This window comes from Streptomyces coerulescens (genome assembly GCF_042657965.1).
GTDB lineage: Bacteria > Actinomycetota > Actinomycetes > Streptomycetales > Streptomycetaceae > Streptomyces > Streptomyces coerulescens.
This window is the reverse complement of the sequence record NZ_JBHSKM010000011.1, coordinates 1-24656: the sequence shown is the minus strand read 5'-3', so window position 1 is coordinate 24656 and position 24656 is coordinate 1. Positions and strand designations below refer to the sequence as shown.

General features: G+C 71.7%; 20 protein-coding genes and 1 rRNA gene. 6 read left to right on the top strand and 15 right to left on the bottom strand.

The window, feature by feature from the left end; translation table 11 throughout:
* Positions 1-28 precede the first annotated feature (28 nt).
* The 3 genes from ACFPQ9_RS18215 to ACFPQ9_RS18205 form a co-directional block, all read right to left on the bottom strand.
* Positions 29-2116: a tetratricopeptide repeat protein gene (locus ACFPQ9_RS18215; protein ID WP_380854000.1), complete on the bottom strand. Its 2088-nt coding sequence runs from the start codon at positions 2114-2116 to the stop codon at positions 29-31.
* A gap of 260 nt (positions 2117-2376) precedes the next feature.
* A complete protein-coding gene (locus ACFPQ9_RS18210; RefSeq protein ID WP_380853998.1) occupies positions 2377-3003 on the bottom strand; it encodes an NUDIX domain-containing protein in 627 nt (208 codons plus the stop codon).
* Positions 3004-3099: 96 nt separating this feature from the next.
* On the bottom strand, positions 3100-4746 hold the full coding sequence (locus ACFPQ9_RS18205) for a CTP synthase (RefSeq protein ID WP_380853996.1): 1647 nt from the start codon (positions 4744-4746) through the stop codon (positions 3100-3102).
* 496 nt (positions 4747-5242) lie between these two features.
* Here ACFPQ9_RS18205 and ACFPQ9_RS18200 point away from each other — a divergent pair, with 496 nt between their 5' ends.
* The 3 genes from ACFPQ9_RS18200 (at position 5243) to ACFPQ9_RS18190 (ending at position 10225) form a co-directional block, all read left to right on the top strand.
* A complete protein-coding gene (locus ACFPQ9_RS18200) occupies positions 5243-7045 on the top strand; it encodes a glycoside hydrolase family 15 protein (RefSeq protein WP_380854473.1) in 1803 nt (600 codons plus the stop codon).
* A gap of 68 nt (positions 7046-7113) precedes the next feature.
* A complete protein-coding gene (locus ACFPQ9_RS18195) occupies positions 7114-8493 on the top strand; it encodes an FAD-binding oxidoreductase (RefSeq protein ID WP_380853994.1) in 1380 nt (459 codons plus the stop codon).
* An 88-nt stretch (positions 8494-8581) separates the two neighbouring features.
* The gene (locus ACFPQ9_RS18190) at positions 8582-10225 is read left to right on the top strand and encodes a PucR family transcriptional regulator (protein WP_380853992.1); all 1644 of its coding nucleotides are present in this window, start codon (positions 8582-8584) and stop codon (positions 10223-10225) included.
* A gap of 7 nt (positions 10226-10232) precedes the next feature.
* Here ACFPQ9_RS18190 and ACFPQ9_RS18185 read toward each other — a convergent pair whose 3' ends face one another.
* The 6 genes from ACFPQ9_RS18185 to ACFPQ9_RS18160 form a co-directional block, all read right to left on the bottom strand.
* On the bottom strand, positions 10233-11369 hold the full coding sequence (locus ACFPQ9_RS18185; protein WP_380853990.1) for a glycosyltransferase family 4 protein: 1137 nt from the start codon (positions 11367-11369) through the stop codon (positions 10233-10235).
* 286 nt (positions 11370-11655) lie between these two features.
* A complete protein-coding gene (locus ACFPQ9_RS18180; RefSeq protein ID WP_380853988.1) occupies positions 11656-12459 on the bottom strand; it encodes a hypothetical protein in 804 nt (267 codons plus the stop codon).
* 30 nt (positions 12460-12489) lie between these two features.
* On the bottom strand, positions 12490-14208 hold the full coding sequence (gene recN / locus ACFPQ9_RS18175; protein WP_380854471.1) for a DNA repair protein RecN: 1719 nt from the start codon (positions 14206-14208) through the stop codon (positions 12490-12492).
* Positions 14209-14420: 212 nt separating this feature from the next.
* Complete coding sequence (locus ACFPQ9_RS18170; RefSeq protein WP_380853986.1) at positions 14421-15326, bottom strand: NAD kinase; 906 nt, start codon at positions 15324-15326, stop codon at positions 14421-14423.
* Entirely contained in the window at positions 15323-16138 is an 816-nt protein-coding gene (locus tag ACFPQ9_RS18165) for a TlyA family RNA methyltransferase (protein ID WP_380853984.1), read from the bottom strand. The genes ACFPQ9_RS18170 and ACFPQ9_RS18165 overlap by 4 nt, the downstream gene beginning before the upstream one ends.
* A gap of 7 nt (positions 16139-16145) precedes the next feature.
* Positions 16146-16538: a hypothetical protein gene (locus tag ACFPQ9_RS18160; protein ID WP_380853982.1), complete on the bottom strand. Its 393-nt coding sequence runs from the start codon at positions 16536-16538 to the stop codon at positions 16146-16148.
* A 42-nt stretch (positions 16539-16580) separates the two neighbouring features.
* Here ACFPQ9_RS18160 and ACFPQ9_RS18155 point away from each other — a divergent pair, with 42 nt between their 5' ends.
* Positions 16581-16928, top strand: a complete 348-nt coding sequence (locus tag ACFPQ9_RS18155; protein ID WP_380853980.1) for an SCP2 sterol-binding domain-containing protein — start codon at positions 16581-16583, stop codon at positions 16926-16928.
* Here ACFPQ9_RS18155 and ACFPQ9_RS18150 read toward each other — a convergent pair.
* The 4 genes from ACFPQ9_RS18150 to ACFPQ9_RS18135 form a co-directional block, all read right to left on the bottom strand.
* Positions 16912-17748 carry an ABC transporter ATP-binding protein gene (locus ACFPQ9_RS18150; RefSeq protein ID WP_380853978.1) on the bottom strand — a complete coding sequence of 279 codons (837 nt, stop codon included), beginning with the start codon at positions 17746-17748 and terminating at the stop codon, positions 16912-16914. The two genes, ACFPQ9_RS18155 and ACFPQ9_RS18150, sit on opposite strands and share 17 nt — an antisense overlap.
* 73 nt (positions 17749-17821) lie before the next feature.
* Positions 17822-18883, bottom strand: coding sequence for a FecCD family ABC transporter permease (locus ACFPQ9_RS18145; RefSeq protein ID WP_380854469.1), 1062 nt, complete (start codon positions 18881-18883; stop codon positions 17822-17824).
* Positions 18884-18912: 29 nt separating this feature from the next.
* Positions 18913-19956 (bottom strand): FecCD family ABC transporter permease, encoded by a 1044-nt coding sequence (locus tag ACFPQ9_RS18140; RefSeq protein ID WP_380853976.1) that lies wholly within the window; start codon positions 19954-19956, stop codon positions 18913-18915.
* A 98-nt stretch (positions 19957-20054) separates the two neighbouring features.
* A complete protein-coding gene (locus tag ACFPQ9_RS18135) occupies positions 20055-21083 on the bottom strand; it encodes an HAD hydrolase-like protein (RefSeq protein ID WP_380853974.1) in 1029 nt (342 codons plus the stop codon).
* Positions 21084-21155: 72 nt separating this feature from the next.
* Here ACFPQ9_RS18135 and ACFPQ9_RS18130 point away from each other — a divergent pair, with 72 nt between their 5' ends.
* Complete coding sequence (locus ACFPQ9_RS18130) at positions 21156-22448, top strand: DUF1015 domain-containing protein (RefSeq protein WP_380853972.1); 1293 nt, start codon at positions 21156-21158, stop codon at positions 22446-22448.
* 54 nt (positions 22449-22502) lie between these two features.
* Here ACFPQ9_RS18130 and ACFPQ9_RS18125 read toward each other — a convergent pair whose 3' ends face one another.
* The gene (locus tag ACFPQ9_RS18125; protein ID WP_380854467.1) at positions 22503-23252 is read right to left on the bottom strand and encodes a tetratricopeptide repeat protein; all 750 of its coding nucleotides are present in this window, start codon (positions 23250-23252) and stop codon (positions 22503-22505) included.
* 282 nt (positions 23253-23534) lie between these two features.
* Here ACFPQ9_RS18125 and ACFPQ9_RS18120 point away from each other — a divergent pair, with 282 nt between their 5' ends.
* On the top strand, positions 23535-24311 hold the full coding sequence (locus ACFPQ9_RS18120) for a hypothetical protein (protein ID WP_380854495.1): 777 nt from the start codon (positions 23535-23537) through the stop codon (positions 24309-24311).
* A gap of 87 nt (positions 24312-24398) precedes the next feature.
* Here the strand turns inward: ACFPQ9_RS18120 and rrf are convergent.
* Positions 24399-24515, bottom strand: a 5S ribosomal RNA gene (rrf, locus tag ACFPQ9_RS18115).
* Positions 24516-24656: the final 141 nt, after the last annotated feature.

Genomic DNA, 24656 nt, shown 5'->3' with positions numbered 1-24656 from the left:
TGTTCCCGCTGTCTAGCCTTTCATTGCATCAATCTTCTTCGGATGCACTACGGATTTCGCAGGCGTTAGGGTCTGGTTCCGGCTCGATTGCCTCTTCCCGGGGCCCGGACTCGGCCGCATCGCGGTCCTCCGGCTCCTCTCCCAGCATCCGCTCGGCGGCGCCCCGGTGCAGCTGCGCGGCCGCGGGATCGCCCAGGCGGTCCAGGGTGTCGGCCAGCCGCAGATACAGCGCGCCCTGGAGCCGCGGGTCCTCGGCACGCCGCGCCCAGTCCACCGCCTCCTGGCAGGTACGCAACGACTCCGCCGGCCGCCCGGCGTACTCCTGGACCCGGGCCAGCTCGCTCAACGCCCGGGCGTGGGCCCCGACATCGCCGTTCTTGCGGTGCCCGGCGACCGCGGCCCGCCAATTGCGCTGCGCCTCGCCGTACCGGCCCGCGTAGGTGTGCGCCTCGGCGATACGGCCGTACAGCCGGGCGGCGTCCGTCCGCTCGGCCCGGGCCTGCCGCTGGGCCAGGGCGCGGCCGAACCAGTCGGCGGCCCGGTCGTAGTCCCCGAGCTCCAGATGCGCGCCGCCTACGGATTCCATCGCGCGACCGGTGGCGTACGGGTCATTTCCTTCCCGTCCGGCGTCCAGCGCGGCCCGGAAGCGCACCAGTGCCTCGCGGGTCCGCCCCGTCCGCACGTCGAGGTCGCCGAGATTCAGCAGCGCCGCGGCCTGCTCGCGGGCCAGATTGCGGCGCTGGGCCACATCGAGGACCAGACCGTGCACCTCGTACAGGTCGGGGGCGGCGGCCTGGGTGCCGAAGTGCGCGACCATGGCTCTGACCAGCTGGGACATCAGCCGTCTTGCGAGGGTGTCCAGCTCCCCGTCGGCGACCGCGGCACGGGCCGAGGCCATCAGGGCGGGCCTGCGGATGCCGAGCCAGTCCGCGGCGGCCCTGGGATTGGGGAAGCGCAGGGCACGGGGCATCCCGAGGAGCTTCTGTCTGGTCTCGGGGCTGTCGGTCTCGGTGATCGCCCGGCAGGACTGCAGCAGCCGTACGGTCCGCTCCAGCATCCGGGCGCGGGCGAGCTGGAGCTCGGCGGGGCGGTCCTGGGTCTCGGTGAGAGCCGTGAGCAGGGGGTGCAGACAGGCCGGGACCTCGTACTGGGGCAGCGGCGAGTCGACCGGGTGCAGCAGGCCGAGGGCGACGAAGTCGTCCAGAGTGGTGTGGGCGCCGTCCACCGAGGAGCCGGCCAGCGCGGAGGCGGTGTGCGGGTCGATCATGCCGCCGGGGGCGAGGGAGAGCAGCCGCAGTATGCGGGCGGCCGGAGCCGGCAGGCCGGCGTGGACGAGGCGGAAGACCCGGCTGAGCGGGGCGCCGTCCTCGCCCTCGGCCCGCAGCTGCTTGGCGAGGTCGGCGACGGCCGACTTGGGCCGGGCGGCCAGCCAGCCGCCGGCCAGCCGGAGCGCGGCGGGCTGGCCCTGGCACACCTCGACCAGGCCCTCGGCGGCCCGCGGGTCGACGGTGATGCGCACCGACCCGGCGTGCCGGGACAGCATCTCGACGGCCGACTTGGTGTCCATACCGCCGAGCGTGCAGGGCCGGACGTCCGAGATCCCGGTCAGCGGGCCGCCGGAGACGGCGACGGCCAGGCAGTCCGGGGTGTCCGGCAGCAGGGCGTCCACCTGGCCGGCCTCGGCGGCGTCGTCGAGCAGCAGCAGGACCCGGCGGTCGGCCAGGGCCTCGCGCAGTGCCGCCGTGAGGTCGTCCCCGGCGGCACCGGGCGGGGTGGGCCGGTCCAGGTCGGTGAGCAGCCGACGGGCGGTGCGCTCGACGGGGACGGGGGCGCCGTCGGGGTCGGTGAGCCGGGCCCGCAGGACACCGTCCGGATAGCGGTCCGCGACCTGCCGGACGAGTTCCTCGGCGAGGGCGGTGCGGCCCGAGCCGGGGCGGCCCGCGATGAGCAGCACGCGCGCGCGTGGCGCCTTGCGCCCGGAGAGGGTGTCCAGGCCCGCACGCTCGATGTCGGCGCGCAGCTCCTTCAACTCGCGGGTGCGGCCCAGGAATTGGTTTGCGTCGGAGGTCCGTGCCGACACCTGCACGCCGCCTGTGTCCACCACCTGATCCGTCACGGGCCACACTCCCGTCCCACACACGCGCAAGCCCGCCGGGACTCCGGCCAGGGCATTTCCAGAGCCTAGTTCACGCTCTGCAACGATCCAGGCGCAGCACGGCGGACACATCCCCCGACCGGATCAGCAGATGGTACGACCGGCACCATTGAGCAGGCGCGCGGGCAGCCCCCTTCAAGGGGCGCGGGGAACTGCGCGACAAGCCACAGCGAACCCGCAGCCCGCAGACCACCGCACCACTGCGGCGCATCCGCACAGCGCTACACGTCGAACGGCCTCGCAGGCCAGGGCGCCTCAGCCGGACGCAATCCGTCCAAACCGCCGGAGGCACGCGCAGCAACCAGCGACAGCACACCCACGACAAGGCAGTTGTTGTGCAGCTCGCCGGCGAGCACGCCCCGCACCAGCTCATCCACCGGCACGCGCGCGTGCTCCAGGTCCGCCTCCTCGTCCTCCACATCGAAGCGCTCCCCCTCCGCCTCGGACAGATTCCGGGCGAGGAAGATCCGTACGGCCTCGTCACAGCCGCCGGCGGTGGTGTAGACGTCCGTCAGCACCCGCCAGTCCTCGGCCTTGACGTGGGCCTCCTCGTACAGCTCGCGCTGGGCGGCGTGCAGCGGATTCTCACCGGGGATGTCGAGCAGCCCCGCCGGGATCTCCCACAGCTTCTGGCGCACCGGGTGGCGGTACTGCTTGATGAGCAGGACACGGTCCTGATCGTCCAGGGCGAGGACGCCCACCGAGCCGGGGTGGACCTGGTAGTCACGCCGTACGACCGAACCGTCGGGCATGACCACGTCGTCCGTGCGGACGGAGGTCTTGTTGCCCACGAAGGGGGTGTCCGTCGCCCGGATCTCCCACTCCTCGGGGGTGTCCTTGATCGTCATGCCCTGCCCTTCCACACGCTTTCAAAAGAACCGCCACAGAAAACCGGGGCGCCAACCTTTGAAGGTTTGCGCCCCGGCCACCGTACAACTCTCGTGTTACTTCGAATTCTTGCGCTCGACCGAGGCCTTCACCAGACCGGCGAAGAGCGGGTGCGGGCGCGTCGGGCGGGAGCGCAGCTCGGGGTGGGCCTGCGTGGCCACCAGGTAGGGGTGGACCTCGCGCGGGTACTCCACGTACTCGACGAGTTTGCCGTCCGGCGACGTGCCGGAGAACAGGATGCCCGCCTCCTTCTCCAGCTCCGCCCGGTAGGCGTTGTTGACCTCGTAGCGGTGACGGTGCCGCTCCTCGACGTACTCCTTGCCGTCGTACACCTCGCGCACGATGGAGCCCTCGGCCAGCTTGGCCGGGTACATGCCGAGCCGCATGGTGCCGCCCATGTCACCCTCGCCGGCGACGATGTCGAGCTGCTCGGCCATGGTGGAGATGACCGGGTGGGAGGTCGCCGGGTCGAACTCGGTGGAGTTGGCGTCGGAGATGTCGGCGAGGTTGCGGGCCGCCTCGATCACGATGCACTGCAGGCCCAGGCACAGGCCGAGCAGCGGGATCTTGTTCTCGCGGGCGAACTTGATCGCGCCGACCTTGCCGAGGACACCGCGGTCGCCGAAGCCGCCCGGGATGCAGATGCCGTCCACGTCGGCGAGCTGCTGCTTGGCGCCGGCCGGGGTCTTGCAGTCGTCGGAGGTGACCCACTTGATCTTCACGCGGGCCTTGTTGGCGAAGCCGCCGGCGCGCAGCGCCTCGGTGACCGAGAGGTAGGCGTCGGGCAGGTCGATGTACTTGCCGACCAGCGCGAGGGTGATCTCGTGGTCGGGGTTGTGGACGCGGTCGAGCAGGTCGTCCCAGGTCGTCCAGTCCACGTCGCGGAACGGCAGGTCCAGCTTGCGGACGACATAGGCGTCCAGTCCCTCGCCGTGCACGGTCTTGGGGATGTCGTAGATGGAGCGGGCGTCGGGGCAGGCGACCACGGCCGCCTCGTCGACGTCGCACATCAGGGAGATCTTCCGCTTGATCGCGGTCGGCACCTCGCGGTCACAGCGCAGCACGATCGCGTCTGGCTGGATACCGATGTTGCGCAGAGCCGCAACCGAGTGCTGGGTCGGCTTCGTCTTCAGCTCTCCCGAGGGGCCGATGTACGGCAGGAGCGAGATGTGGACGACGAAGACGTTGTCACGACCGACCTCGTGACGGACCTGGCGGACGGTCTCCAGGAACGGCAGCGACTCGATGTCGCCGACCGTGCCGCCGACCTCCGTGATCACGACGTCGACCTCGTCCGTCGCCATGCGGCGGATGCGGTGCTTGATCTCGTTGGTGATGTGCGGGATGACCTGCACGGTGTCGCCGAGGTACTCGCCGCGCCGCTCCTTGGCGATCACGGTCGAGTACACCTGGCCGGTGGTGACGTTCGCGGAACCGTCCAGGTCACGGTCGAGGAACCGCTCGTAGTGGCCGATGTCCAGGTCGGTCTCGGCGCCGTCGTTGGTGACGAACACCTCGCCGTGCTGGAAGGGGTTCATCGTGCCAGGGTCGACATTGAGGTACGGGTCGAGCTTCTGCATCACCACGCGCAGACCCCGCGCCTTGAGCAGCATGCCGAGGCTGGAGGCCGTCAGGCCCTTGCCGAGCGAGGAGGCGACACCCCCGGTGACGAAGATGTGCTTGGTCGTCGTGGATTTTGGCATGGCCAAGAGGGGGCTCCCGTGGTCGCGATCTTGAAGTGCGGTTCGGGGGTCATCACGCCCACCGGTCCACGGGCTACCAGGGTATCAGCGACTAGGACCGATGGCTTCCGGCCACGCTCCGCACACGAGTCGGCACGGATCCGCACACCCCACCTCTTTCCCACCCATCACTCACCCATTGCTCACCCGTTCGGCGGACCCGGGTTGCCCGGAGCGGCACGCAGATCATCTACGTGCGTCGTATCCTGCTCGGACATTCGCTGCCGAGCCCGGCCGGTAACACGGCACCACCCCTCGCCCGTAGCCTCCGGAACAACGAGAGCTCGTCAGTTCGTTGAGCAGAGATTGTCGAGAAGCGACAGTCGTTTTGCCTCACGGCCGAAGCGGCTGCTTTGCTTCACCGCTCAACGACGATTTACAACACCCCTTGACCGCACTAGCGAGAGCCCCCTTGTTGCCAAGAGGGGGTGACGTGGCCGTTCGACTGGAGTTGCACGTGGCCGGGCGCATCGAAGACTACGCACTCATCGGAGACATGCAGACCGCTGCACTGGTCTGCCGGGACGGCACAGTGGACTGGCTGTGCCTGCCCCGCTTCGACTCGCATGCCATCTTCGCCGGCCTGCTGGGCACCGAGGAGCACGGCTTCTGGCGGCTCGGCCCCGCGCACGCCTCCGACTCCCCGCCGCCCACCGCGGCCCGGCGCAGCTACCGCGGCGACTCCCTGATCCTGGAGTCGGAGTGGGACACGCCGCGCGGCACGGTCCGGGTGATCGACTTCATGCCGCCGCGTGACGGAGCGCCCCAGCTGATCCGCATCGTGGAGGGCGTCTCGGGCCGGGTCCCGATGCGCTCGACGCTGCGGATGCGGTTCTCGTACGGCCGGGTGGTGCCCTGGGTGCACAAGCACGAGGGCCGTACGGTCGCCGTCGCGGGCCCGGACTCGGTGTGGTTCGACACGGAGGCCGAGACCTACGGCAAGTCGCTGACGACGTACTCGGACTTCACGGTCGCCCCGGGTGAGCGGATCGCGTTCACGATCTCCTGGGAGCCCTCGCACAAGGAGCCCCCGGCGCTGCCCGAGCCGGAGCAGTCGCTGACGGCGACGGAGGACTTCTGGCGCGAGTGGGTCGAGCACTGTACGTACCACGGCCCCTACCGCGAGGCGGTCATCCGCTCGCTGATCACGCTGAAGGCGCTGACGTACGCCCCCACCGGCGGCATCGTCGCAGCTCCCACGACCTCCCTGCCGGAGGACATCGGCGGCGTCCGCAACTGGGACTACCGCTACACCTGGCTGCGCGACGCGGCGATCACCCTGTCCTCCCTGCTGCGCACCGGCTACCGCGAGGAGGCCCGTGCCTGGCGCGAATGGCTGCTCAGGGCGGTCGCGGGCGACCCGGAGAACCTGCAGATCATGTACGGCATCGCCGGTGAGCGCGAGCTCGGCGAGGCCGAGCTGGACTGGCTGCCCGGCTACGAGAACTCCGCGCCGGTCCGGGTCGGCAACGGCGCCGCGCACCAGCTCCAGCTGGATGTGTACGGCGAGGTCACCGAGGCCCTGCACCTGGCCCATATGACGGGCCTGGCCCGCAACGACTACGCCTCGCTGCTCCAGCTGAAGCTGATCCGCTACCTGGAGGACCACTGGCAGGAGCCGGACGAGGGCATCTGGGAGGTGCGCGGCCCGCGCCGCCACTTCGTGCACTCCAAGGTGATGGCCTGGGTCGCCGTCGACCGCACCATCAAGCTCATCGAGTCCGGTGACGCGGACGGCCCGCTGGAGCGCTGGAAGGAACTGCGCGACGAGATCCACCGGGACGTGTGCGAGAAGGGCTACGACAAGGAGCGCAACACCTTCACGCAGTCGTACGGCTCGAAGGAGCTGGACGCCTCCCTGCTGCTGATCCCGCAGATGGGCTTCCTGCCGCCGGACGACAAGCGCGTGATCGGCACCATCGAGGCGATCCAGCGCGAGCTGTCCACGTCGGACGGCTTCATCCTGCGCTATCCGACGCAGGGCGAGCACGAGGGCGTCGACGGCCTGTCCGGTGACGAAGGGGCCTTCCTCGCCTGCTCGTTCTGGATGGCGGACGACCTGGCGATGATCGGCCGGGTGGACGAGGCCCGCAAGCTGTTCGAGAGGCTGCTGTCGCTGCGCAACGACCTCGGTCTGCTGGCCGAGGAGTGGGACCCGGTGCGCCAGCGCCAGGTCGGCAACTTCCCGCAGGCCTTCAGCCATGTTCCGCTGATCGACACCGCGCTGCGGCTGACGGCCTCGGGGGCCTACGGCGGCTGAACAGGACCGCCGGCCGAAGCCTGCCTACGCTGGGATCCATCAGCCCCTGCACGAAAGGGGGCGCCCCCATGGCCTCCCCATCGAAGGCGGGCGCGGCCCTCGCCGCGCTGCGCGAGGATCTGGTCGGCGACGTGTTCGCCCCGTCGGACGTGGGCTATGACGAGGCCCGGACCGTCTTCAACGCGATGATCGACCGCCGGCCCGCGGTCATCGCCCAGTGCGTGGACCAGGAAGACGTCGTACGGGCCGTGCGGTTCGGAAGGGACCTCGATCTCAACATCGCGGTGCGCGGCGGGGGTCACAGCGTGGCGGGCACGGCGGTGAACGACGGCGGACTGGTCGTCGACCTGCGCCATATGCGCGCGGTGAGCGTCGATCCCGCGGCCGAGGCGGTACGGGTCGCGGGCGGCGCCACGATGAGCGACCTGGACCGCGCCTGCCAGCCGCACGCCCTCGCCACGACCGGCGGCCGGGCCTCCACGACCGGGGTCGGCGGTTTCGTCCTCGGCGGCGGCACCGGCTGGCTGGACCGCTGGTGCGGGCTGGCCGTCGACAACCTGGTCGGCGTCGAACTCGTCACCGCGGACGGCGAGCGGGTGCACGCGAGCGCCGACGAGAACCCGGAGCTGTTCTGGGGGCTGCACGGCGGCGGCGGCAATTTCGGTGTCGCGACCGCGCTCACGCTGAAGCTGCACGAGCTGCCGGAGTTCTCCATCGCGCTGGTGCTGTACCTGCCGGAGTTCGGGCCCGAGGTGGCCCGCACCTACCGCGATCTGATCACTGCGGCCCCGGACGAGGCGAGCGGTGGCGTGCTGTATCTCACCGGCCCGCCCGAGGAGTTCGTGCCGCCGCACCTGGTCGGCTCGCTCCTGTGCGGTGCGCTGCTGACGTACGCCGGGCCCGAGCCGGACCTGCGCAAGCTGGCCGAACCCCTGCTGGCCCTGCCGCACGAGTCGGAGATCGTCGGGGCGATGCCGTACGCCGACGTCCAGTGCATGCTCGACGATCCGCCGGGGATGCGTAACTACTGGTCGGCGGAGTATCTGACGGGCGCGCCCGACGCCTACCTGGACGCGTTCTGCGCCGGCGGCGAGGCTCTGCCGCCTACCGGCACCCTCCATGTGATCTTCCCGCAGGGCGGGGCGATCGCGGCCGGCCCGCACGAGTACCCCGTGCCCTACCGGGACGCGCCCTGGGCGGTGCACCCCTTCGCGATCTGGGAGAACCCCGAGGACGACGAGCGCTGTGTGCAGTGGGTCCGCGACGTCCGCGCCGCCGCACAGCCCTGGAGCACGGGCGCGGTCTACCTCAACTTCATCGGCGACGAGGGCGCCGAGCGGGTCGTGGCCGGCCTGGGCCCCGAGAACACCCGCCGCCTCGCCGACCTCAAGCGCCGCTACGACCCGGACAACGTGTTCCGCTTCAACCACAACATCAGGCCGGCCTGATCGCCCGGCGGCTCCGGCTCCCCATGGCCTCTCCCCGCGCACGACCTCGGAGATGTCAGGAGGCCATCCGCACAGGTAGCGTCCGCCTATGGACAGCGGGACGAACAGCGGATTCGACACCCAGGGCGCCGGGATCACCGTCCGGCGGGCGCTGGAGCTGCCCGGTCTGCGCAGCGGGCTGCCCGAGATCCTCGCGGGCGCCGACCGGCTGGGGCGGACCGTGCGCTGGGTGCATGCCGGCGAGGTGCCCAACATCGCCTCCCTGCTCAAGGGCGGGGAACTGCTGCTGACCACGGGCTATGGCCTCGGCACCCGCCCGGCCGACCAGCGTGCGTTCGTGCGCACCCTGGCGGAGCGCGGCATCGCGGCGCTGGTCATCGAGCTCGGCGCCCGCTTCACCCGGCTGCCCGCCGCCCTGGTCGACACGGCGCGCTCGGCCGGTCTCCCGCTCGTCCAGCTGCATCGCCAGGTGCCCTTCGTGACGGTGACCGAGGAGATCCACACCGAGATCGTCAACGGCCACTACGCGCTGCTGCAACGGGCGGAAGAGGTGCACCGGCGCTGCACCGAGGCCCTGCTCGGCGGCGGTGGCGTGCCCCAAGTGCTCGGCATCCTCGCGGACTTCAGCGGCAACCCGGTCTTCTTGGAGGCGACCGACGGACGGCTGCTGTACGCGGCCGGCGCCGGCCCCGAGGGCGCGGACCCGCTGCAGGTGTGGGAGGGGCTGCGGGGCCAGCACAAGGACGCGCCGCCGCCCGCGGGTACGGTGCTGGTGGATGTGCCGGGCGGCGGCCAGGGCGCCGGGTCGGTCCGCGGCCGTATCGTCCTGCTGCCCGTGCTGGGCCCGCTGGCACCCGTCCACCGGATCGCCGCCGAACGAGCCGCGGGCAGCCTCGCCGTGGTGCTGATGCAGGCCCGCCAGGAGGAGGAACTCGCGGCACGCGGGCGGGGCGACTTCCTGACCGACCTCGCGGAGGGCCGTATCGCCGCCGAGGACGCCCCGGCGCAGGCGCGTGTCCTGGGCTTCAAGCCGGGTGACGGCCCGCTGCTGCCGGTGGTGATGCGGCTCGGGGACGGGCTGTCGCCCGGCGGGGGCTGGGCGGTGCTGGCGCGCGCGGTCGGAGAGGAGCTGGCCTCGGTGGGCGTGCCGGTGCTGCTGGGCGTGCGGCCGGTGGAGGGCCGGGTGCCGCTGCTGGTGGGGCTGCGTACGGAGACGGAGCGGTCTACGGTCGCGGACCGGGTCGCGGTGGCGCTGCGGGCGGGCGTGGAGCGGGCAGGGATCCAGCGGCCCGGGGCGCGGCCGCCGGTCGTGGTGGTCGGCGTCGCGGGCGGCTGGACGGCGGCCTCGGCGGGCCTGCGGCACGCGGCGGAGACGGCGACGGCCGCGCAGGGCCTGGCGGACCGCCCCTGGTACGACGCCCGTCGCCTGGACATCGACCTGCTGCTGTGGCGGCTGCGCGACCACCCCGACCTCGCCGCCTTCGTGGACCGTGCGATCGGCCCGCTGCGCGATCACGACGACCGCTCGAAGCCGCCTCTGCTGCCCACGCTGGAGACGTACTTGGCGCACGCGGGCCGCAAGGCGGAGACGGCCCGCGAACTGCACCTGAACCGGCAGACCCTCTACAACCGCCTCGCCCGCATCGGCGAGTTGCTGGGCTACGACCTCGACGACCCGCAGACGGTACTGGCCTTGAGCCTGGCGCTGCGGGCCCGCAGGCACGTCTCCTAGGAGCCGGTCAGACCATGGGCCGGTGCTGCGTCAACTCGTCGTAGACGCTCAGCACTTGGGCCACCGTCTCGTCCTCGGTCGGCCAGGTCGCCGCCTGCCGCACACCCCGCTCCCGCAGCAGATCCTGCCGCTCGGTGTCACCGAGCAGTCGTACGACGGTGTCGGCGAGGGCGCCCGGGTCGCCGTACGGGACGAGTTCGGCGGCGTCTCCGACGAGTTCGGACATGCCGCCGACGTCGGTGGCGATGAGGGGCACGCGCGCGTGCAGGGCTTCCTGCGCGAGGACGGACCGCGACTCCCAACTGCTGGACAGCAGGGCGATGTCGGCGGCGGCGAGCAGCTCGGAGACGTCGTCGCGCCGTCCGATGAGCCGCACCGGCAGCTCCTCGTCCTCGATACGGCGCTGAAGCCCCGCCCGTAGCTCCCCCTCCCCCGCGATCACCACCAACGGGGTGGGTTCCAGCCGCCGCCACGCGCGCGAGGCGTCCAGCAGCACGTCGTATCCGCGATGCCGTTCCAGTGAACCGACCGCGATGAGCAACGGCCGCCCGGTGGCGCCGAGTTCGGCACGCACCTTGGGCCGCCGCCGGTCGGGGTCGTCCCGCTCGACGACGGCCCGGCGGCCGGGCAGGGCGACGGCGGCGAGGCGGGCGTCCCGGGCACCGGTGCGGCGGGCCCGGTCGACCAGCGCCGAGGTCGTGCCGAGGACGACGGAGGCGGCCTTGACGACCCGTCGCTCCAACAGCCGCAGGAGATGGGCGCGGGCGCCCTCGGCATGCGCCCGGTCGTGCCAGGTGACGACGAGCGGAGTGCGCCGTCCGCTGAGCGCCAGCACCGCGCGGAAGGAGGCGTGCAGTCCGTGCGCGTGCACCAGGTCGGCGTCCGCGCACGCCGCCCGCAGCGCGGCCACGGAGGCGGGATCGCTGCTGCGCGGCACATGGACGTGTTCGGCGCCGGCTCCGGTGAAGTCGTAGGCGCGATCGGCCTCGACAGGGGCGCACACAGTGACCCGCACGCCCCGCGCGACCAGCCCCGAGGCCAGCGATCGCACATGCGCGCTACTGCCGGCGTTGCCGCCGCCCAGCACCTGCACGGTGCGCAGCGACGACTGGCCGTGCGGTGAGTGGCTGCTCACGGGGGTCACGTGGCCGGGACTCCTGGTTGTGGGTGGGGCGGTCACGAAGAACGTACAGAAGGATCGGGCGCAGGGGGTGTACCGCGAGGATCCCTTCGCGTACGACGTGTTTACGCCAAGGATGCCAGGACGCACGGGTGTTCCGGGACCGGCGGGAGGACGGGATGCGGGCAACGCGGCGGCCGGAGTCACCTGCACGAGTGAGTCGCGGTGGCGATGGTGCACGAACACGCGCGCGTGGCGCACATTTCAGGGTCGACGGTGCCCCGGGGACTCACCGCCACATGGACGCGCTTCACGATCCGTCACACCTCACGCACGCACTCCGCGCGACCTCGCTCACCTTGTCGCCGTACACCGCCGCGGCGACGACCGCGGCGGCGTGCGCGACCAGCCAGGCACGCCCTCCCGCACTCTCGGCGCCGGTCGAGCGGGAGGACCCCCATCCGGCGACGACGGCGGCGCCGAGTGCCGCACCCAGCGCGTGCGCCCCGGTGTCGCCGATCATCGCCCTTTCGCCGAGGTCGTCGGGCAGTACGGCCGCGGCGGCCCCCATGGCGGTGGCGGCGATCTCGGCCCCGGGCCCTGGGCGGAGCAGCCCCGGCGCACCGAGGGCGAGCACCGTCGCGGCGGCCCTGCCCGGCCGTACGTCGACGAGATTGACGAAGTGCGCGGCCCCGGCGATGACCACGCCGGCGAGCACCTTGTCCAGCGGCCGCTCCTTCAGGAACGCCCCCGCGACCAGACCGGCGGCCGAGATCCCGAACAACTTGACGGCCCCGCTGGTGACTTCGCCGTCCCGCAGGGCGCGCAGATGTGCCCGGAAGCCGCGTCGCGCGTCATCCGCCCCGGCGATGTCGTCGTACGCCCCGCAGATCCCGGCGACGGCCACGGCGACCCCGGCGGCCGGCGACACCCGCCCGGCCCCGACCGCGACGGCCAGGGCCGAGGCGGGCCCGGCGTACAACTCCACGTTCCGCCCGACGTAGTTCTCGCGCTCCCAGCGCTCCCGGCCGGCGGGGGCCTTGGCACGCAGAGCGCTGACGGCGGCACGGGTGAGGGCGGCGGAGAGACCGAGGGAGACGGCTTGCCTGATCATCCGGCCACCCTACGGGCCTCCGGGAGCGGCCTAACCGTCGGCCCGAGCCGTCTCCAGCAGTTCCTCCGCATGCGCCCGGGCGGTCTCCGAGTCCTCCTGCCCGGCGAGCATCCTGGACAGCTCCCGGACCCGCTCCTCGCCCTCCAGGACCTTCACGCCGGAGCGGGTGACCGACCCGTCGTTGGTCTTCTCGACGAGCAACTGCCGGTCGGCGAAGGCGGCGACCTGCGGCAGATGGGTCACGACGACGACCTGCGCGGTCTTGGCCAGCCGGGCGAGCCGTCGCCCGATCTCCACGGCCGCCTTGCCGCCGACTCCGGCGTCGACCTCGTCGAAGAGATACGTCGGCACGGGATCAGTGCCCGCGAACACGACCTCGACGGCCAGCATCACGCGCGAGAGCTCACCTCCGGAGGCACCCTTGGCGATCGGCCGGGGCGGCGCTCCCGGGTGCGGGGCGAGCAGCAGCTCGACCTCGTCGACGCCCGACGGCCCGTAGGCGACCGTGCGTCCGCCGACCTCGACACCCTCCGGGTCCTCGGTCTGCCGGAGGGCGAAGGACACGCGCGCGTGCGGCATGGCGAGCGAGGCCAGCTCCGCCGTCACGGCGGCGGCGAACCGCTCGGCCGCCTCCGTACGCGCATCGGTCAGCGCCTGTGCCAGTCCGCCCAACTCGGTCCGCAGCGCGTCCCGCTCGGCCGTCAGCTCCCCGATCCGGTCGTCGTCGCTGTCCAGCTCGGTCAGCCGCGAGGTGCCTTCTTCGGCCCAGCCGAGCACGGCGGCGATGTTCTCGCCGTACTTCCGAGTGAGCGCATTGAGTGCGGCCCTACGCTCCTCCACCGCCGCCAGCCGCAGCGGATCGGCGTCCAGGTCGTCGGCGTACCCCGCCAGCTCCCCGGCGACATCGCCCAGCAGGATCCCGATCTCCCCGATCCGGTCGGCCAGCGCGGCCAGCGCGGGGTCGTGCGAGCGCACGGCGTCCAGGGCCCGCTGGGCGCCCGCGACGAGCGTGGCCGCGTCGATGCCCTCGGGGTCCTCCGGATTGCCTGCGAGAGCGGCGTGAGCCGCCGTGGCGGCGGACGACAGGGCCTCCGCGTGCCCGAGCCGCTCGGCCTCCTCCGCGAGCTCCACGTCCTCCCCGGCGCGCGGCTCGACACCGGCGATCTCCTCGAGCCCGAAGCGCAGCATGTCGGCTTCCTGGGCGCGCTCACGCGCGCGCGTGACGATCTCCTCCAGCTCGACCGAGACCGCCCGCAACCGCCGGTACGCCTCGGCGTACTTGGCGAGCGGCACGGCGACGGCGTCCCCCGCGTACCGGTCGAGCGCCTGCCGCTGCCGGGTCAGCTTCAGCAGCCCCTGCTGGTCGGTCTGCCCGTGCACGGCCACCAGCTCGTCGGCGAGCTCGGCCAGCATCCCCACGGGCACACTGCGCCCGCCGAGGTGCGCGCGGGAGCGCCCTTCGGCGGAAACGGTACGGCTGATGAGCAACGCACCGTCGTCGAGCTCGGCCCCCGCCTCCTCGACCCGTACGACGACCGGCGCGCCCTCGGGCACGGCGATGCGCCCCTCCACGACGGCCTTCTCGGCCCCGATCCGCACGAGCGCCGGGTCCGCCCGCCCACCGAGCAACAGCCCCAGGCTGGTGACCACCATGGTCTTGCCCGCACCCGTCTCGCCCGTGACGGCGGTGAACCCCGGCGACAGCTCGACGACCGCGTCGTCGATGACTCCGAGCGACCGTATCCGCATCTCCTCCAACACGGACACGACCTTACGAGGTCGAGGGCCGAGAGTGCGACGGCCCCCGGGTCGGTGATGTGAAGGTGCAGGTGACGAATGGGTATCGCGGGCGCATTGTCACCCAGGCGAGTGCAACGCCTTGAGGGGCGCGGGGAACTGCGCGAGCAACCAACGAACCACCCGCAGCCGCCGGCAGTCCCCCCACGACCCCTTACGAACCGCTAATGAGGCGCCCCCCGCCACCCCGCGACCGGCAACGCAAACTTCGCCACAAGCCGATCAGTGAACGACGCATGATGCAGTCGGGCAAGCCGCACCGGCACAGCCCCCCGCCGCACCTCGACCCGCGCCCCCGGCGGCAACTCAACGGTCCGCCGCCCGTCACACCACAAAACCCCCGGAGGGATGTGCGGCAGAACCTCCACCGCGAGCACAGAATCCGGCGAGGTGACCAACGGCTTCGCGAACAACGCATGCGCGCTGATCGGCACCATCAACAGCGCCTCGACCTCGGGCCACACCACAGGCCCACCCGCGGAGAACGCATAAGCGGTCGACCCGGTAGGCGTGGACAGCACAATGCCGTCACACCCGAACCCGGTGACCGGCCGCCCATCGATCTCCAGCACGACCTCGAGCAGCTTCTCGGCCCCGGCCTTCTGCACGGCGGCCTCATTGAGCGCCCAGTCGGTGTGCACGATGTCGCCGTTCTGATGCACGACCACGTCGACGGTCATCCGCTCCTCGACCTCGTACGCCTTGGTGACGACCCGGTCGACAACCTTGTCGAGATCGTCCCGCTCGGCCTCCGCGAGGAACCCCACGCGCCCGAGGTTGACGCCCAGCATCGGCACCCCGGACGCCCGCGCGAACTCGGCGCCGCGCAGCAGCGTCCCGTCGCCGCCGAGCACGATGAGCAGCTCGCACCCGTCAAGGCACTGCGGGGTCGCCTCCTTGACGAGTTCCACCTCGTCCGGCAGCGGCAGATCCTGTGCCTCCGCCGACAGCACCCGCACGCCGATCCCCGACCGCAGCAGTCCCTTGACCACCAGCTCGGCGCTGCGAATGGCCGCCGGCCGCCCCGTGTGGGCGAGGAGAAAAACAGTACGAGCTGAGTTCTGCATCAACGCGGCCCCTCCGCCACTGCTCGGTCAACGTCGGCCGGGTCCAGGGCGGGCGCCCCGGCACGCAGCCACAGAAAGTACTCGACATTCCCGGACGGGCCGGGCAACGGGCTCGCCGTGACCCCGTTCACCCCGAGCCCGAGATCCCACGCCTTCTCGGCGACACCGCGCACGGCCTCCGCCCGCAGTTGCGGACTCCGTACGACTCCCCCGCTGCCCAGCCGTTCCTTCCCCACCTCGAACTGCGGCTTCACCATCATCACCAGATCGGCGTCCGGCTTCACGCACCGCACCAGGGCGGGCAGCACCAGGCCGAGCGGGATGAAGGACAGATCCCCCACGACAAGATCCACTGGTTCCCCATCGATCGCTTCGAGCGTCAACTCGCGTACGTTCGTACGGTCCTTGACGGTGACGCGTTCATCGCTTTGGAGAGTCCACGCGAGTTGTCCGTATCCGACGTCCACGGCGACGACCTGCGCGGCTCCGGCCCGCAGCAGCACATCGGTGAAGCCTCCGGTGGAGGCGCCGGCGTCCAGTGCCCGGCGACCGCGTACGGCGAGTCCTCGGGGCACGAAGACCTCCAGCGCGCCCGCCAGCTTGTGCCCGCCGCGTGAGACGTACTCGGGATCGCCGGCATCGGCCTGGACGACGATCGCCGCCGCGGTCTCCACCTGCGTGGCGGGCTTGGTCGCGACGGTCTTGCCGACGGTCACCCGTCCGGCGGCGATCAGCTGGCTGGCGTGCTCACGCGAACGCGCGAGCTTCCGGCGGACCAGCTCCGCGTCAAGACGGCGGCGTGCGACTCCTGCCACGTTCGGTTCAGCTCCTCATCCCAGGCATCGACGGGGGCGCCGGAGGTCCCGGGCGGGCGTCGAGCGCGGTCAGCGCGTCACGCAGCCCCCGGTGTACATCCTCGTACACCTCCAGGTGCCCGTCGGTGGCGAGGTGGTCGGCGTCACCGAGGCGCTCCAGCTGGGCGTCCACGTCGGCGTTGCCGGTGGGGACGCGGGGGACGTTCAGCGGGGCGGGGGCGGCCGGGTCGTACTCGGGTTCGACCGCGAACCCGGCCGTGTCCTCGGGTTCGACCGCGAGCCCGGCCACGTCCTCGGCCGCTTCCTCGGCCGCGGTCTCCGCCTCGGCCGCTTCCTCGGCCGCGGTCTCCGCCTCGGCCTCCGCCACCGGGTTCTCCGTCTCCGGAACCGTGTCGCTCATGCCCAGACGCTACCCCGAACCGCTGGGGTACCGTCGATCGCGATGGCCACGATTGAGGAGTGCCGCGCCGCACTCGAAAAGCTCTCGGACAACATGCAGCGCGCCGAAGGGGACGCCCGCTCGGCCGCGGCCCTGGACCGCTCGGTGAGCTGCCACATCACCGACCTGGACGTCACCTTCGCCGGCCGCATGGCGGGCGGCCGGATCCACGTCCACGACACACTCCAGGGACCACCTCGCGAGAAGGCCCAGATCAGGCTGAGCATGACCGGCGACGACCTGGTCGCCCTGGTGGCCGGCGAGCTGAACTTCGCCAAGGCATGGGGCGCGGGCCGGGTGAAACTGCACGCCGGGATGCGCGATCTGCTGCTCCTCAGGAAGCTTCTGTAGCGGCCACCTTCTCGGCCTCGCCCCTGTTCCCGACACGCGCCTTGCGCGCCGCCGGCACCACCAGCGGTGTCCCGGTCTCCGGGTCGTCGATGACCTGACACCGCAGTCCGAAGACGTCCTCGACCAGCTCGGCGGTGACGATGTCGTTGGGCGCGCCCTGGGCGATGACCGCTCCGCCGCGCAGCGCGATGAGGTGCGTGGCGTAGCGGGCGGCGTGATTGAGGTCGTGCAGTACGGCTACCAGCGTGCGCCCCTGCTCCTCGTGCAACTGCGCGCACAGGTCGAGGACGTCGATCTGGTGCTGGATGTCCAGGTAGGTCGTCGGCTCGTCGAGCAGCAGCAGCGGCGTCTGCTGGGCGAGCGCCATCGCGATCCACACGCGCTGACGCTGACCGCCGGACAGTTCGTCGACATAGCGATCGGCGAGCCCGGCGACGCCGGTCTGCTCCATCGATTCCTGCACGACCCGCTCGTCCTCGGTCGACCACTGGCGCAGGATCCCCTGGTGCGGGTAGCGGCCGCGGCCCACCAGGTCGGCGACGGTGATCCCGTCGGGCGCGATCGAGGACTGCGGCAGCAGCCCGAGGGTGCGCGCGACCTTCTTCGCCGGCAGCGACTGGATGACCTGACCGTCAAGGAGCACCCGGCCCTGACTGGGCTTGAGCATCCGCGCCAGCGCCCGCAGGAGTGTGGACTTGCCGCACGCGTTCGGACCGACGATCACGGTGAAGGAGTTGTCGGGTATCTCCACCGACAACTGCTCGGCGATGACCCGCTGGTCGTAGGCGAGGGTGACGTTGTCGGCGGACAGGCGGTTCACAGTGCTCCTTCGATGGTTCGGCCGCTGCTGTTCTTGTCGGTGTGGCCGACGCCCGTGTCGTTGCCGCCGGCGGTCATATCCGGCCCGCCTTGCGCTCGGTGACCAGCAGCCACAGCAGATACACGCCGCCGAGCACGCCCGTGACCACGCCCACGGGCAGCTGGTCGGCGCCGAAGACCCGCTGGGAGATCCAGTCGGCGGTGACGAGAAGAGCGGCGCCCATGCACAGGGAGGGCAGCAGGTTCGGGCCGGGCGAGCGGGTCAGGCGCCGGGCGAGCTGCGGGGCGGTGAGCGCCACGAAGCTGACGGGACCGGCGGCGGCCGTTGCGGCCGCGGTGAGCAGCACGGCGGACAGCATCAGCAGCAGCCGTACCCTTTCGACGCGCACCCCGAGGGCGTACGACACGTCGTCGCCCATCTCCATCATCCTGAGCCCGCGCGCGTTGGCGAGGACGAGCGGCACGACGGCGGCGCACAGCGCGAGCAGCGGCCAGACCTGGGCCCAGTCACGGCCGCTGAGGGAGCCGGTCATCCACACGACCGCGCGGGCCGCGTCGACCAGGTCGGCCTTGGTCAGCAGATAACCGTTGACCGCCGTCATGATCGCGGACATGCCGATACCGACCAGGACCAGTCGATAGCCGTGCACGCCCCGCTTCCAGGCGAGCAGATAGATGGCGAGACCGGTCGCCAGTCCGCCCACGAGCGCACCGATGGCGACCTGGCCCGCGCTCCCGGAGAACAGCACGATCATCACGAGGGCGCCGGCCGTGGCCCCCTGTCCGAGGCCGAGGATGTCCGGACTGCCCAGCGGGTTGCGGGACAGCGCCTGGAACAGCGCTCCGCCGAGGCCGAGCGAGGCCCCGACCAGAAGCCCGACAAGCACCCGCGGCAGCCGCAGCTCGTTGACGATGAACTCCTGCCCGGCGTTGCCCTCGCCGAACAGCGTCCTGAGGACGTCGCCGGCCCCGATCGGGAAGTCGCCGGTGCCGATGAGCAGCACGCTCGCGGCGAGTCCGGCGAGCAGCAACAGCAGGACGACGGTCAGCGCCCGCACGTCCAGACGGACGGAGAGCCCGCCCGGGGTCCGTACGGCGCGGTTGGCGCGGGCGGACTTCACCGCGTCGGACGCCACAGTCCTCGGTTCGCTCTTTTCTGCGGTCCTCACAGCTGGGCCGTCCTCCGCCGTCGTACGAGAAAGATGAAGACCGGTCCGCCGAGGATCGCGGTGACGATGCCCACCTGGAGCTCGGAGGGCCTGGCGACGATCCGGCCGATGACGTCGGCGCCGAGCAGCAGCACCGGCGACAGGACGGCCGCGTACGGCAGGATCCAGCGCAGGTCGGGCCCGGTGAACGAGCGCACGACGTGCGGCACCATCAGGCCGACGAACACGATCGGGCCGCACGCGGCGGTCGCGGCACCGCACAGCACGGTGGCCGCGAGCATCGACAGCACCCGGGTGCGGTTCAGGTTGGCGCCGAGCGCCTTGGCGGTGTCGTCGCCCATCTCCATGGCGTTGAGCGGCCGGGCGAGCGCGAGCGCGAGGACCATGCCGGCCACGAGGAACGGCAGCACCTGCTTGATGGTCGCGTCCGTCGCCGAGGTCAGCGAACCGACCGTCCAGAAGCGCATCCTGTTCAGCGCCGCGTCGTCCATGATCATCACGGCCTGGAGATAGCCGTAGAGCGCGGCACTGATCGCCGTGCCGGCCAGCGCGAGCCGGACCGGTGTGGCGCCCCGGCTGCCGCCGAGGAACCAGACCAGCGCCCCGACCGCGGCAGCGCCGAGGAAGGCGAACCAGACGTAGACATGCAGGCTGGTGATGCCGAAGAAGGTGATGGCGGTGACGACCGCCGCGGACGCTCCCGCGTTGATGCCGAGCAGGCCGGGGTCGGCTAGCGGGTTGCGGGTGAGCGCCTGGAGCACGGCTCCGGCGAGACCGAGTGCGGCGCCCGCGAGCAGTCCGAGGACGGTGCGCGAGATCCGGTCGTCGACCACGACGTCGCCATAGGTGCCCGAACTCTCGAACAGCCCGTGCCAGACCTCCCCCAGGGACAGCTGTTTCGCCCCGATCGCGATGCTGGCCACCACGACGGCCAGCAGGATCAGGACAGAGACGAGCAACCCAACGGCACGTATCGCCCGTCGGGTTGGCGGCGCGGACACGGACTCCGCGCGCTGTTCGGGAGGACTGTCGACCAACACGCAGTTAGGTTAGCCTACCCTCCGATTCGGCCACGATCCCGCCGCATGCGCTCCTCACACCACGGCAGCGCGCCGACTCACCACGGCAGGGCGCCGACTCACCACCCCAGTCGCGCCAACGCCTTCCCCGAGTCCAGGGCGCACGAGCCGTCCCCGGCCGCCGTCCAGGCCGCCGCGCACAGCGCCCGCAGGCCGTCCAAGGCCGCGCCGTCACCGTCGAGTTCCAGCCGGTCTGCCCGCGCGGTCGCCGTCCAGCCACCGCAGCAGAAGCCCTCTCCCCGCTCGGTGACCGCCGGCTGCCCGGTGAGCATCCCGCGCAGATCGGCGTCGACATACGTCGGCCGGTGCTGCGGCGGCGCGGCCAGCAGTTGGGCGCCGTCGGTCACCCCGGTCAGGACGAGCAGCGAGTCGACCTCTCCGTTGAACGCGCCCTCGATGTCCGTGTCCAGCCGGTCCCCGACCACCAGCGGCCGCTCGGCGCCGGTACGCAGGATCGTCTCGCGGTGCATGGGAGGCAACGGCTTGCCCGCCACCTGCGGCTCGGCCCCGGTGGCGATCCGTACGACCTCCACCGCCGCCCCGTTGCCCGGCCCGATCCCGCGCGCGCCGGGGATCGTCAGATCGGTGTTGGACGCGAACCAGGGCACCCCGCGCGCGATGGCGTAGCACGCCTCGGCGAACCGCCCCCACACCAGCTCCGGCCCGCCGTACCCCTGCACCACGGCCGCCGGATCGTCGTCCGCCGACTCGACCGGCTCGAGCCCGCGCTCGCGCAGCGCCACCCGCAGCCCCTCCCCGCCGATCACCAGCACCCGGGCGCCCTCCGGCACCTGCTCGCTGATCAGCCGCGCGGCCGCCTGCGCCGACGTGATCACGTCGTCCGCGCCCGTGGGTATCCCCAGCGCCGTCAGGTGCGCGGCCACCACGTCGGGCGTCCGCAGCGCGTTGTTCGTGACGTACGCGAGATGCATGCCGCCCGCACGCGCCACGGCCAGCGACTCGACGGCGTGCACGATCGCGTTCCCGCCCGCGTACACCACACCGTCGAGGTCGAGCAGCGCCGTGTCGTACGCCTCGCTCAGGGCCCGGTCACTGCCCGAGGGGCTCGTCCTGACGCTCTGGCTCATTTGACATCGCTCCTCGTTCGACGGCTTTCCCCCGATCATCCCCCATGCCACTGACACCCGTACGATGCCGGGATGAACACAGCAGGTCACCCGGAAGCAACGGCGCGCCGAGGCCTCGAACTCACCCCGTTCCGAGGCCTTCGCTACGACCCCGACCGGGTCGGCAGCCTGGCCGCCGTGACATCCCCTCCGTACGACGTCGTCGTCCGCCCCGACGGCCTGCACCACCTCCAGGACTCGGACCCGCACAACATCGTCCGCCTGATCCTGCCCCAGGCCGAGACGCCGGCCGCCCGCAACGAACAGGCGGCACGAACCCTGCACCGCTGGCTGTCCGAGGGCGTGCTGACCACCGACTCCGACCCCGGTCTCTATGTCTACGAGCAGCGCGACGGCGAGGGCATGCTGCAACGCGGCGTCATCGGCGCCCTGCGCGTGTCGGACCCCTCGGAGGGCCTGGTCCTGCCGCACGAGGACGTCATGCCGCATGTGGTCGCCGACCGGGCGGACCTGATGCGCGCCACGTCCGCGAACCTCGAACCCCTGCTCCTCACCTACCGCGGCAACGGCACGGCGGCCGACACGACCTCCGTCATCGAGCGCACCATCGAAGGCCCACCGCTGCTGGCGACCACCACCGAGGACGGCTTCAGCCACCGCCTGTGGTCCATCACCGACGCCGCCGACCTGGACCGCATCCAGTCGGACCTGACCCGCCGCCAGGCCCTGATCGCCGACGGCCACCACCGCTGGGCGACATATCGACGTCTACGCGCGGAGCACACCTCGCCCAGCCCCTGGGACTTCGGCCTGGTCCTCCTGGTCGACACGGCCCGCTACCCCCTGCGCGTCCGCGCCATCCACCGCCTGCTGCACGACGTGTCGGTACCGGACGCCCTGGCCGCCCTCGACGGCCTCTTCCGCGTCCGCCGCCTCGAAGCCCCGCTCACCGAAGCGCTGGCGACCCTGGCCGACGCGGCCTGCATGGGCAACGCCTACCTCCTCGCCGGCGACGGCGCCTTCCACCTCGTCGACCAGCCGGACCCGGACCTCCTCGCCCGCACGATCCCCACCGACCGCCCCACCGCCTGGCGCACCCTGGACGCGACGGTGCTGCACGCCACGCTCCTCGCCCACGTCTGGCACATCCCCGAGGACGACCCCACCCGCATCGCCTACATCCACGACACCGCCGCCACCGTAGAGAAGGCGGAACGCGACGGCGGTACGGCCGTCCTGATGCACCCCGTCCGCGAGGACGTCGTACGCGATCTGGCCCGCCAAGGCGTCACCATGCCCCGCAAGTCGACGTCGTTCGGCCCGAAGCCGGCGTCGGGCCTGGTACTGCGCGCACTGGACCTCTAGAACGACGAAGGGGCGGGATCCGCTGCCGGATCCCGCCCCTCACGTCACTCGCCGCTACTCGTCGCGGTCCTCGTCGGCCTCGCCGCGAGCCTCCGGCTCGTCGCCCTCGCCCTCGTCCTCGTCGCCGTCGAAGGCATCGACGAACTCCACACCGTCCAGCTCCGCGAGCCGGTCGGAGGCATCCGTGCTGCCGTCCTTGTCGGCCTCGACGGCCTTCGCGAACCACTCCCGTGCCTCACCCTGCCGCCCGGCGGCGAGCAGCGCGTCCGCGTACGCGTACCTGAGCCGCGCCGTCCACGGCTGTACGGCGTTGGAGGCGAGCTCGGAGCTCTGGAGCGTCACGATGGCCGCGTCCAGCTGCCCCATGTCACGCCGGGCGCCGGCCGCGACGAGCCGCATCTCCACCTGCCCGGCCTTGTCGAGCTTCTGCACCTCGGGGGCCCCGGCCATGTCCAGCGCCTTCTCCGGCCGCCCGAGCCCACGCTCGCAGTCGGCCATCAACGGCCACAGCTCCACGCCACCCGTCATCCGCCGGGCCGCCCGGAACTCGGCGAGCGCCTCCGCGTACTTCTGGTTGGCGTACGCCGCGAACCCGGCCGCCTCTCGTACGGCCGCGACACGCGACGCGAGCCGCAGGGCCACCCTGGAGTAGCCGTAGGCGCCCTCGGGGTCCTCGTCGATGAGCCGCGCGACCATCACCAGGTTCTTGGCGACATCCTCCGCGAGCGTCTTCGGCAGGCTCTGCAGCTCCTGCCGTACGTCCTTGTCGATCTCGTCGCCCGTGACGTCCTCGGGGATCGGCAGCCGCTTGATCGGCTCGCGGTCCCGGTCACGATCCCGCTCATCCCGGAACCGCCCACCGCCCCGCCGATCATCCCGCCGGTCGTCACGCCGGTCGTCACGCCCACGGAACCCTCCGGGACGCCCACCACGGTCGTCCCGACGCGGCCCACGCCCACCGCGGTCGTCCCGTCCCCGGAACCCACCGCGCTCGCCCCGGTTGTCGTCCCGCCGGAACCCACCACGGTCACCGCGGTCATCGCGGCGGTCATCACGGCGGAACCCACCACGGTCACCGCGGTCATCGTGGCGGTCGTCACGGCGGAACCCACCGCGGTCGTCCCGGCGGTCACCGCGCTCGCCCCGGTCACTGTCTCGACGATCGTCGCGACGGAACCCACGGTCCCGGTCACCGCGGTCATCCCGTCGGAAGCCACGGTCACGGTCATCACGCCGGAAGCCACCGCGGTCGTCCCGGCGGTCATCACGACGATCGTCCCGCCGGTCATCGCGCCGGTCATCGCGCCGGTCGTCACGGCGGTCGTCCCGCCGGAATCCACGGTCCCGGTCATCGCCCCGGCGGTCGTCGCGGCGACCGTAGCCACCACGGTTGTCGTCACGTCGGCCGTACCCGCCGCGGTCGTCGTCCCGACGCGGGCCACTCGGCCGGTCGTCACGACGGAAGGACGGACGGTCGCCGTCCCGCCGGAACCCACGGTCGCGATCCCGGTCATCCCGACGCGGCCCACCCGGCCGGTCGTCACGACGGAAGGAGGGACGGGGACCACGGTCACCGTCACGCCGGTCATCCCGACGATCGTCCCGCCGGTCATCCCGACGATCGTCACGGCGGTCATCACGCCGGCCGAATCCACCACGGCTGTCATCACGACGGAATCGACCCCGGTCACCACCACGGTCGTTGTCGCGACGGTCGTTGTCACGCCGGTCGTTGTCGCGACGGAAGCCACCACGGTCACCACGGTCCCCCCGGTAACCGCCTCGGTCACTACGGTCACCACCGTCCCGTCGCCGCTGATCGCGCTCCGGTCGGTCGTCGGGAGAGTTGGTGGACATCGGTGACTCCTGTCTTCGGTACCGCAAGCATTGTAAAAACAAAAGGACCCCTGGTCCCAGCTGAACGCTGGGACCAGGGGTCCTCCAAAGATTGTTCGGCGGCGTCCTACTCTCCCACAGGGTCCCCCCTGCAGTACCATCGGCGCTGTAAGGCTTAGCTTCCGGGTTCGAAATGTAACCGGGCGTTTCCCTCACGCTATAACCACCGAAACCCTAATGGTTTCGAGCGAACAAGCACACTTTTCTTTTGTCTGTTCTGCTCTAAGCCGACAACGGTCGTTGTCTCAGAACTAACACAGTGGACGCGAGCAACTGAGGACAAGCCCTCGGCCTATTAGTACCGGTCACCTC

Coding starts and splice junctions, on each gene's coding strand:
- recN (WP_380854471.1), bottom strand. CDS start 14,208: ATGCGGATACGGTCGCTCGGAGTCATCGACGACGCGGTCGTCGAGCTG.
- ACFPQ9_RS18180 (WP_380853988.1), bottom strand. CDS start 12,459: ATGATCAGGCAAGCCGTCTCCCTCGGTCTCTCCGCCGCCCTCACCCGT.
- ACFPQ9_RS18155 (WP_380853980.1), top strand. CDS start 16,581: ATGGCCACGATTGAGGAGTGCCGCGCCGCACTCGAAAAGCTCTCGGAC.
- ACFPQ9_RS18190 (WP_380853992.1), top strand. CDS start 8,582: ATGGACAGCGGGACGAACAGCGGATTCGACACCCAGGGCGCCGGGATC.
- ACFPQ9_RS18205 (WP_380853996.1), bottom strand. CDS start 4,746: ATGCCAAAATCCACGACGACCAAGCACATCTTCGTCACCGGGGGTGTC.
- ACFPQ9_RS18210 (WP_380853998.1), bottom strand. CDS start 3,003: ATGACGATCAAGGACACCCCCGAGGAGTGGGAGATCCGGGCGACGGAC.
- ACFPQ9_RS18195 (WP_380853994.1), top strand. CDS start 7,114: ATGGCCTCCCCATCGAAGGCGGGCGCGGCCCTCGCCGCGCTGCGCGAG.
- ACFPQ9_RS18135 (WP_380853974.1), bottom strand. CDS start 21,083: ATGAGCCAGAGCGTCAGGACGAGCCCCTCGGGCAGTGACCGGGCCCTG.
- ACFPQ9_RS18130 (WP_380853972.1), top strand. CDS start 21,156: ATGAACACAGCAGGTCACCCGGAAGCAACGGCGCGCCGAGGCCTCGAA.
- ACFPQ9_RS18160 (WP_380853982.1), bottom strand. CDS start 16,538: ATGAGCGACACGGTTCCGGAGACGGAGAACCCGGTGGCGGAGGCCGAG.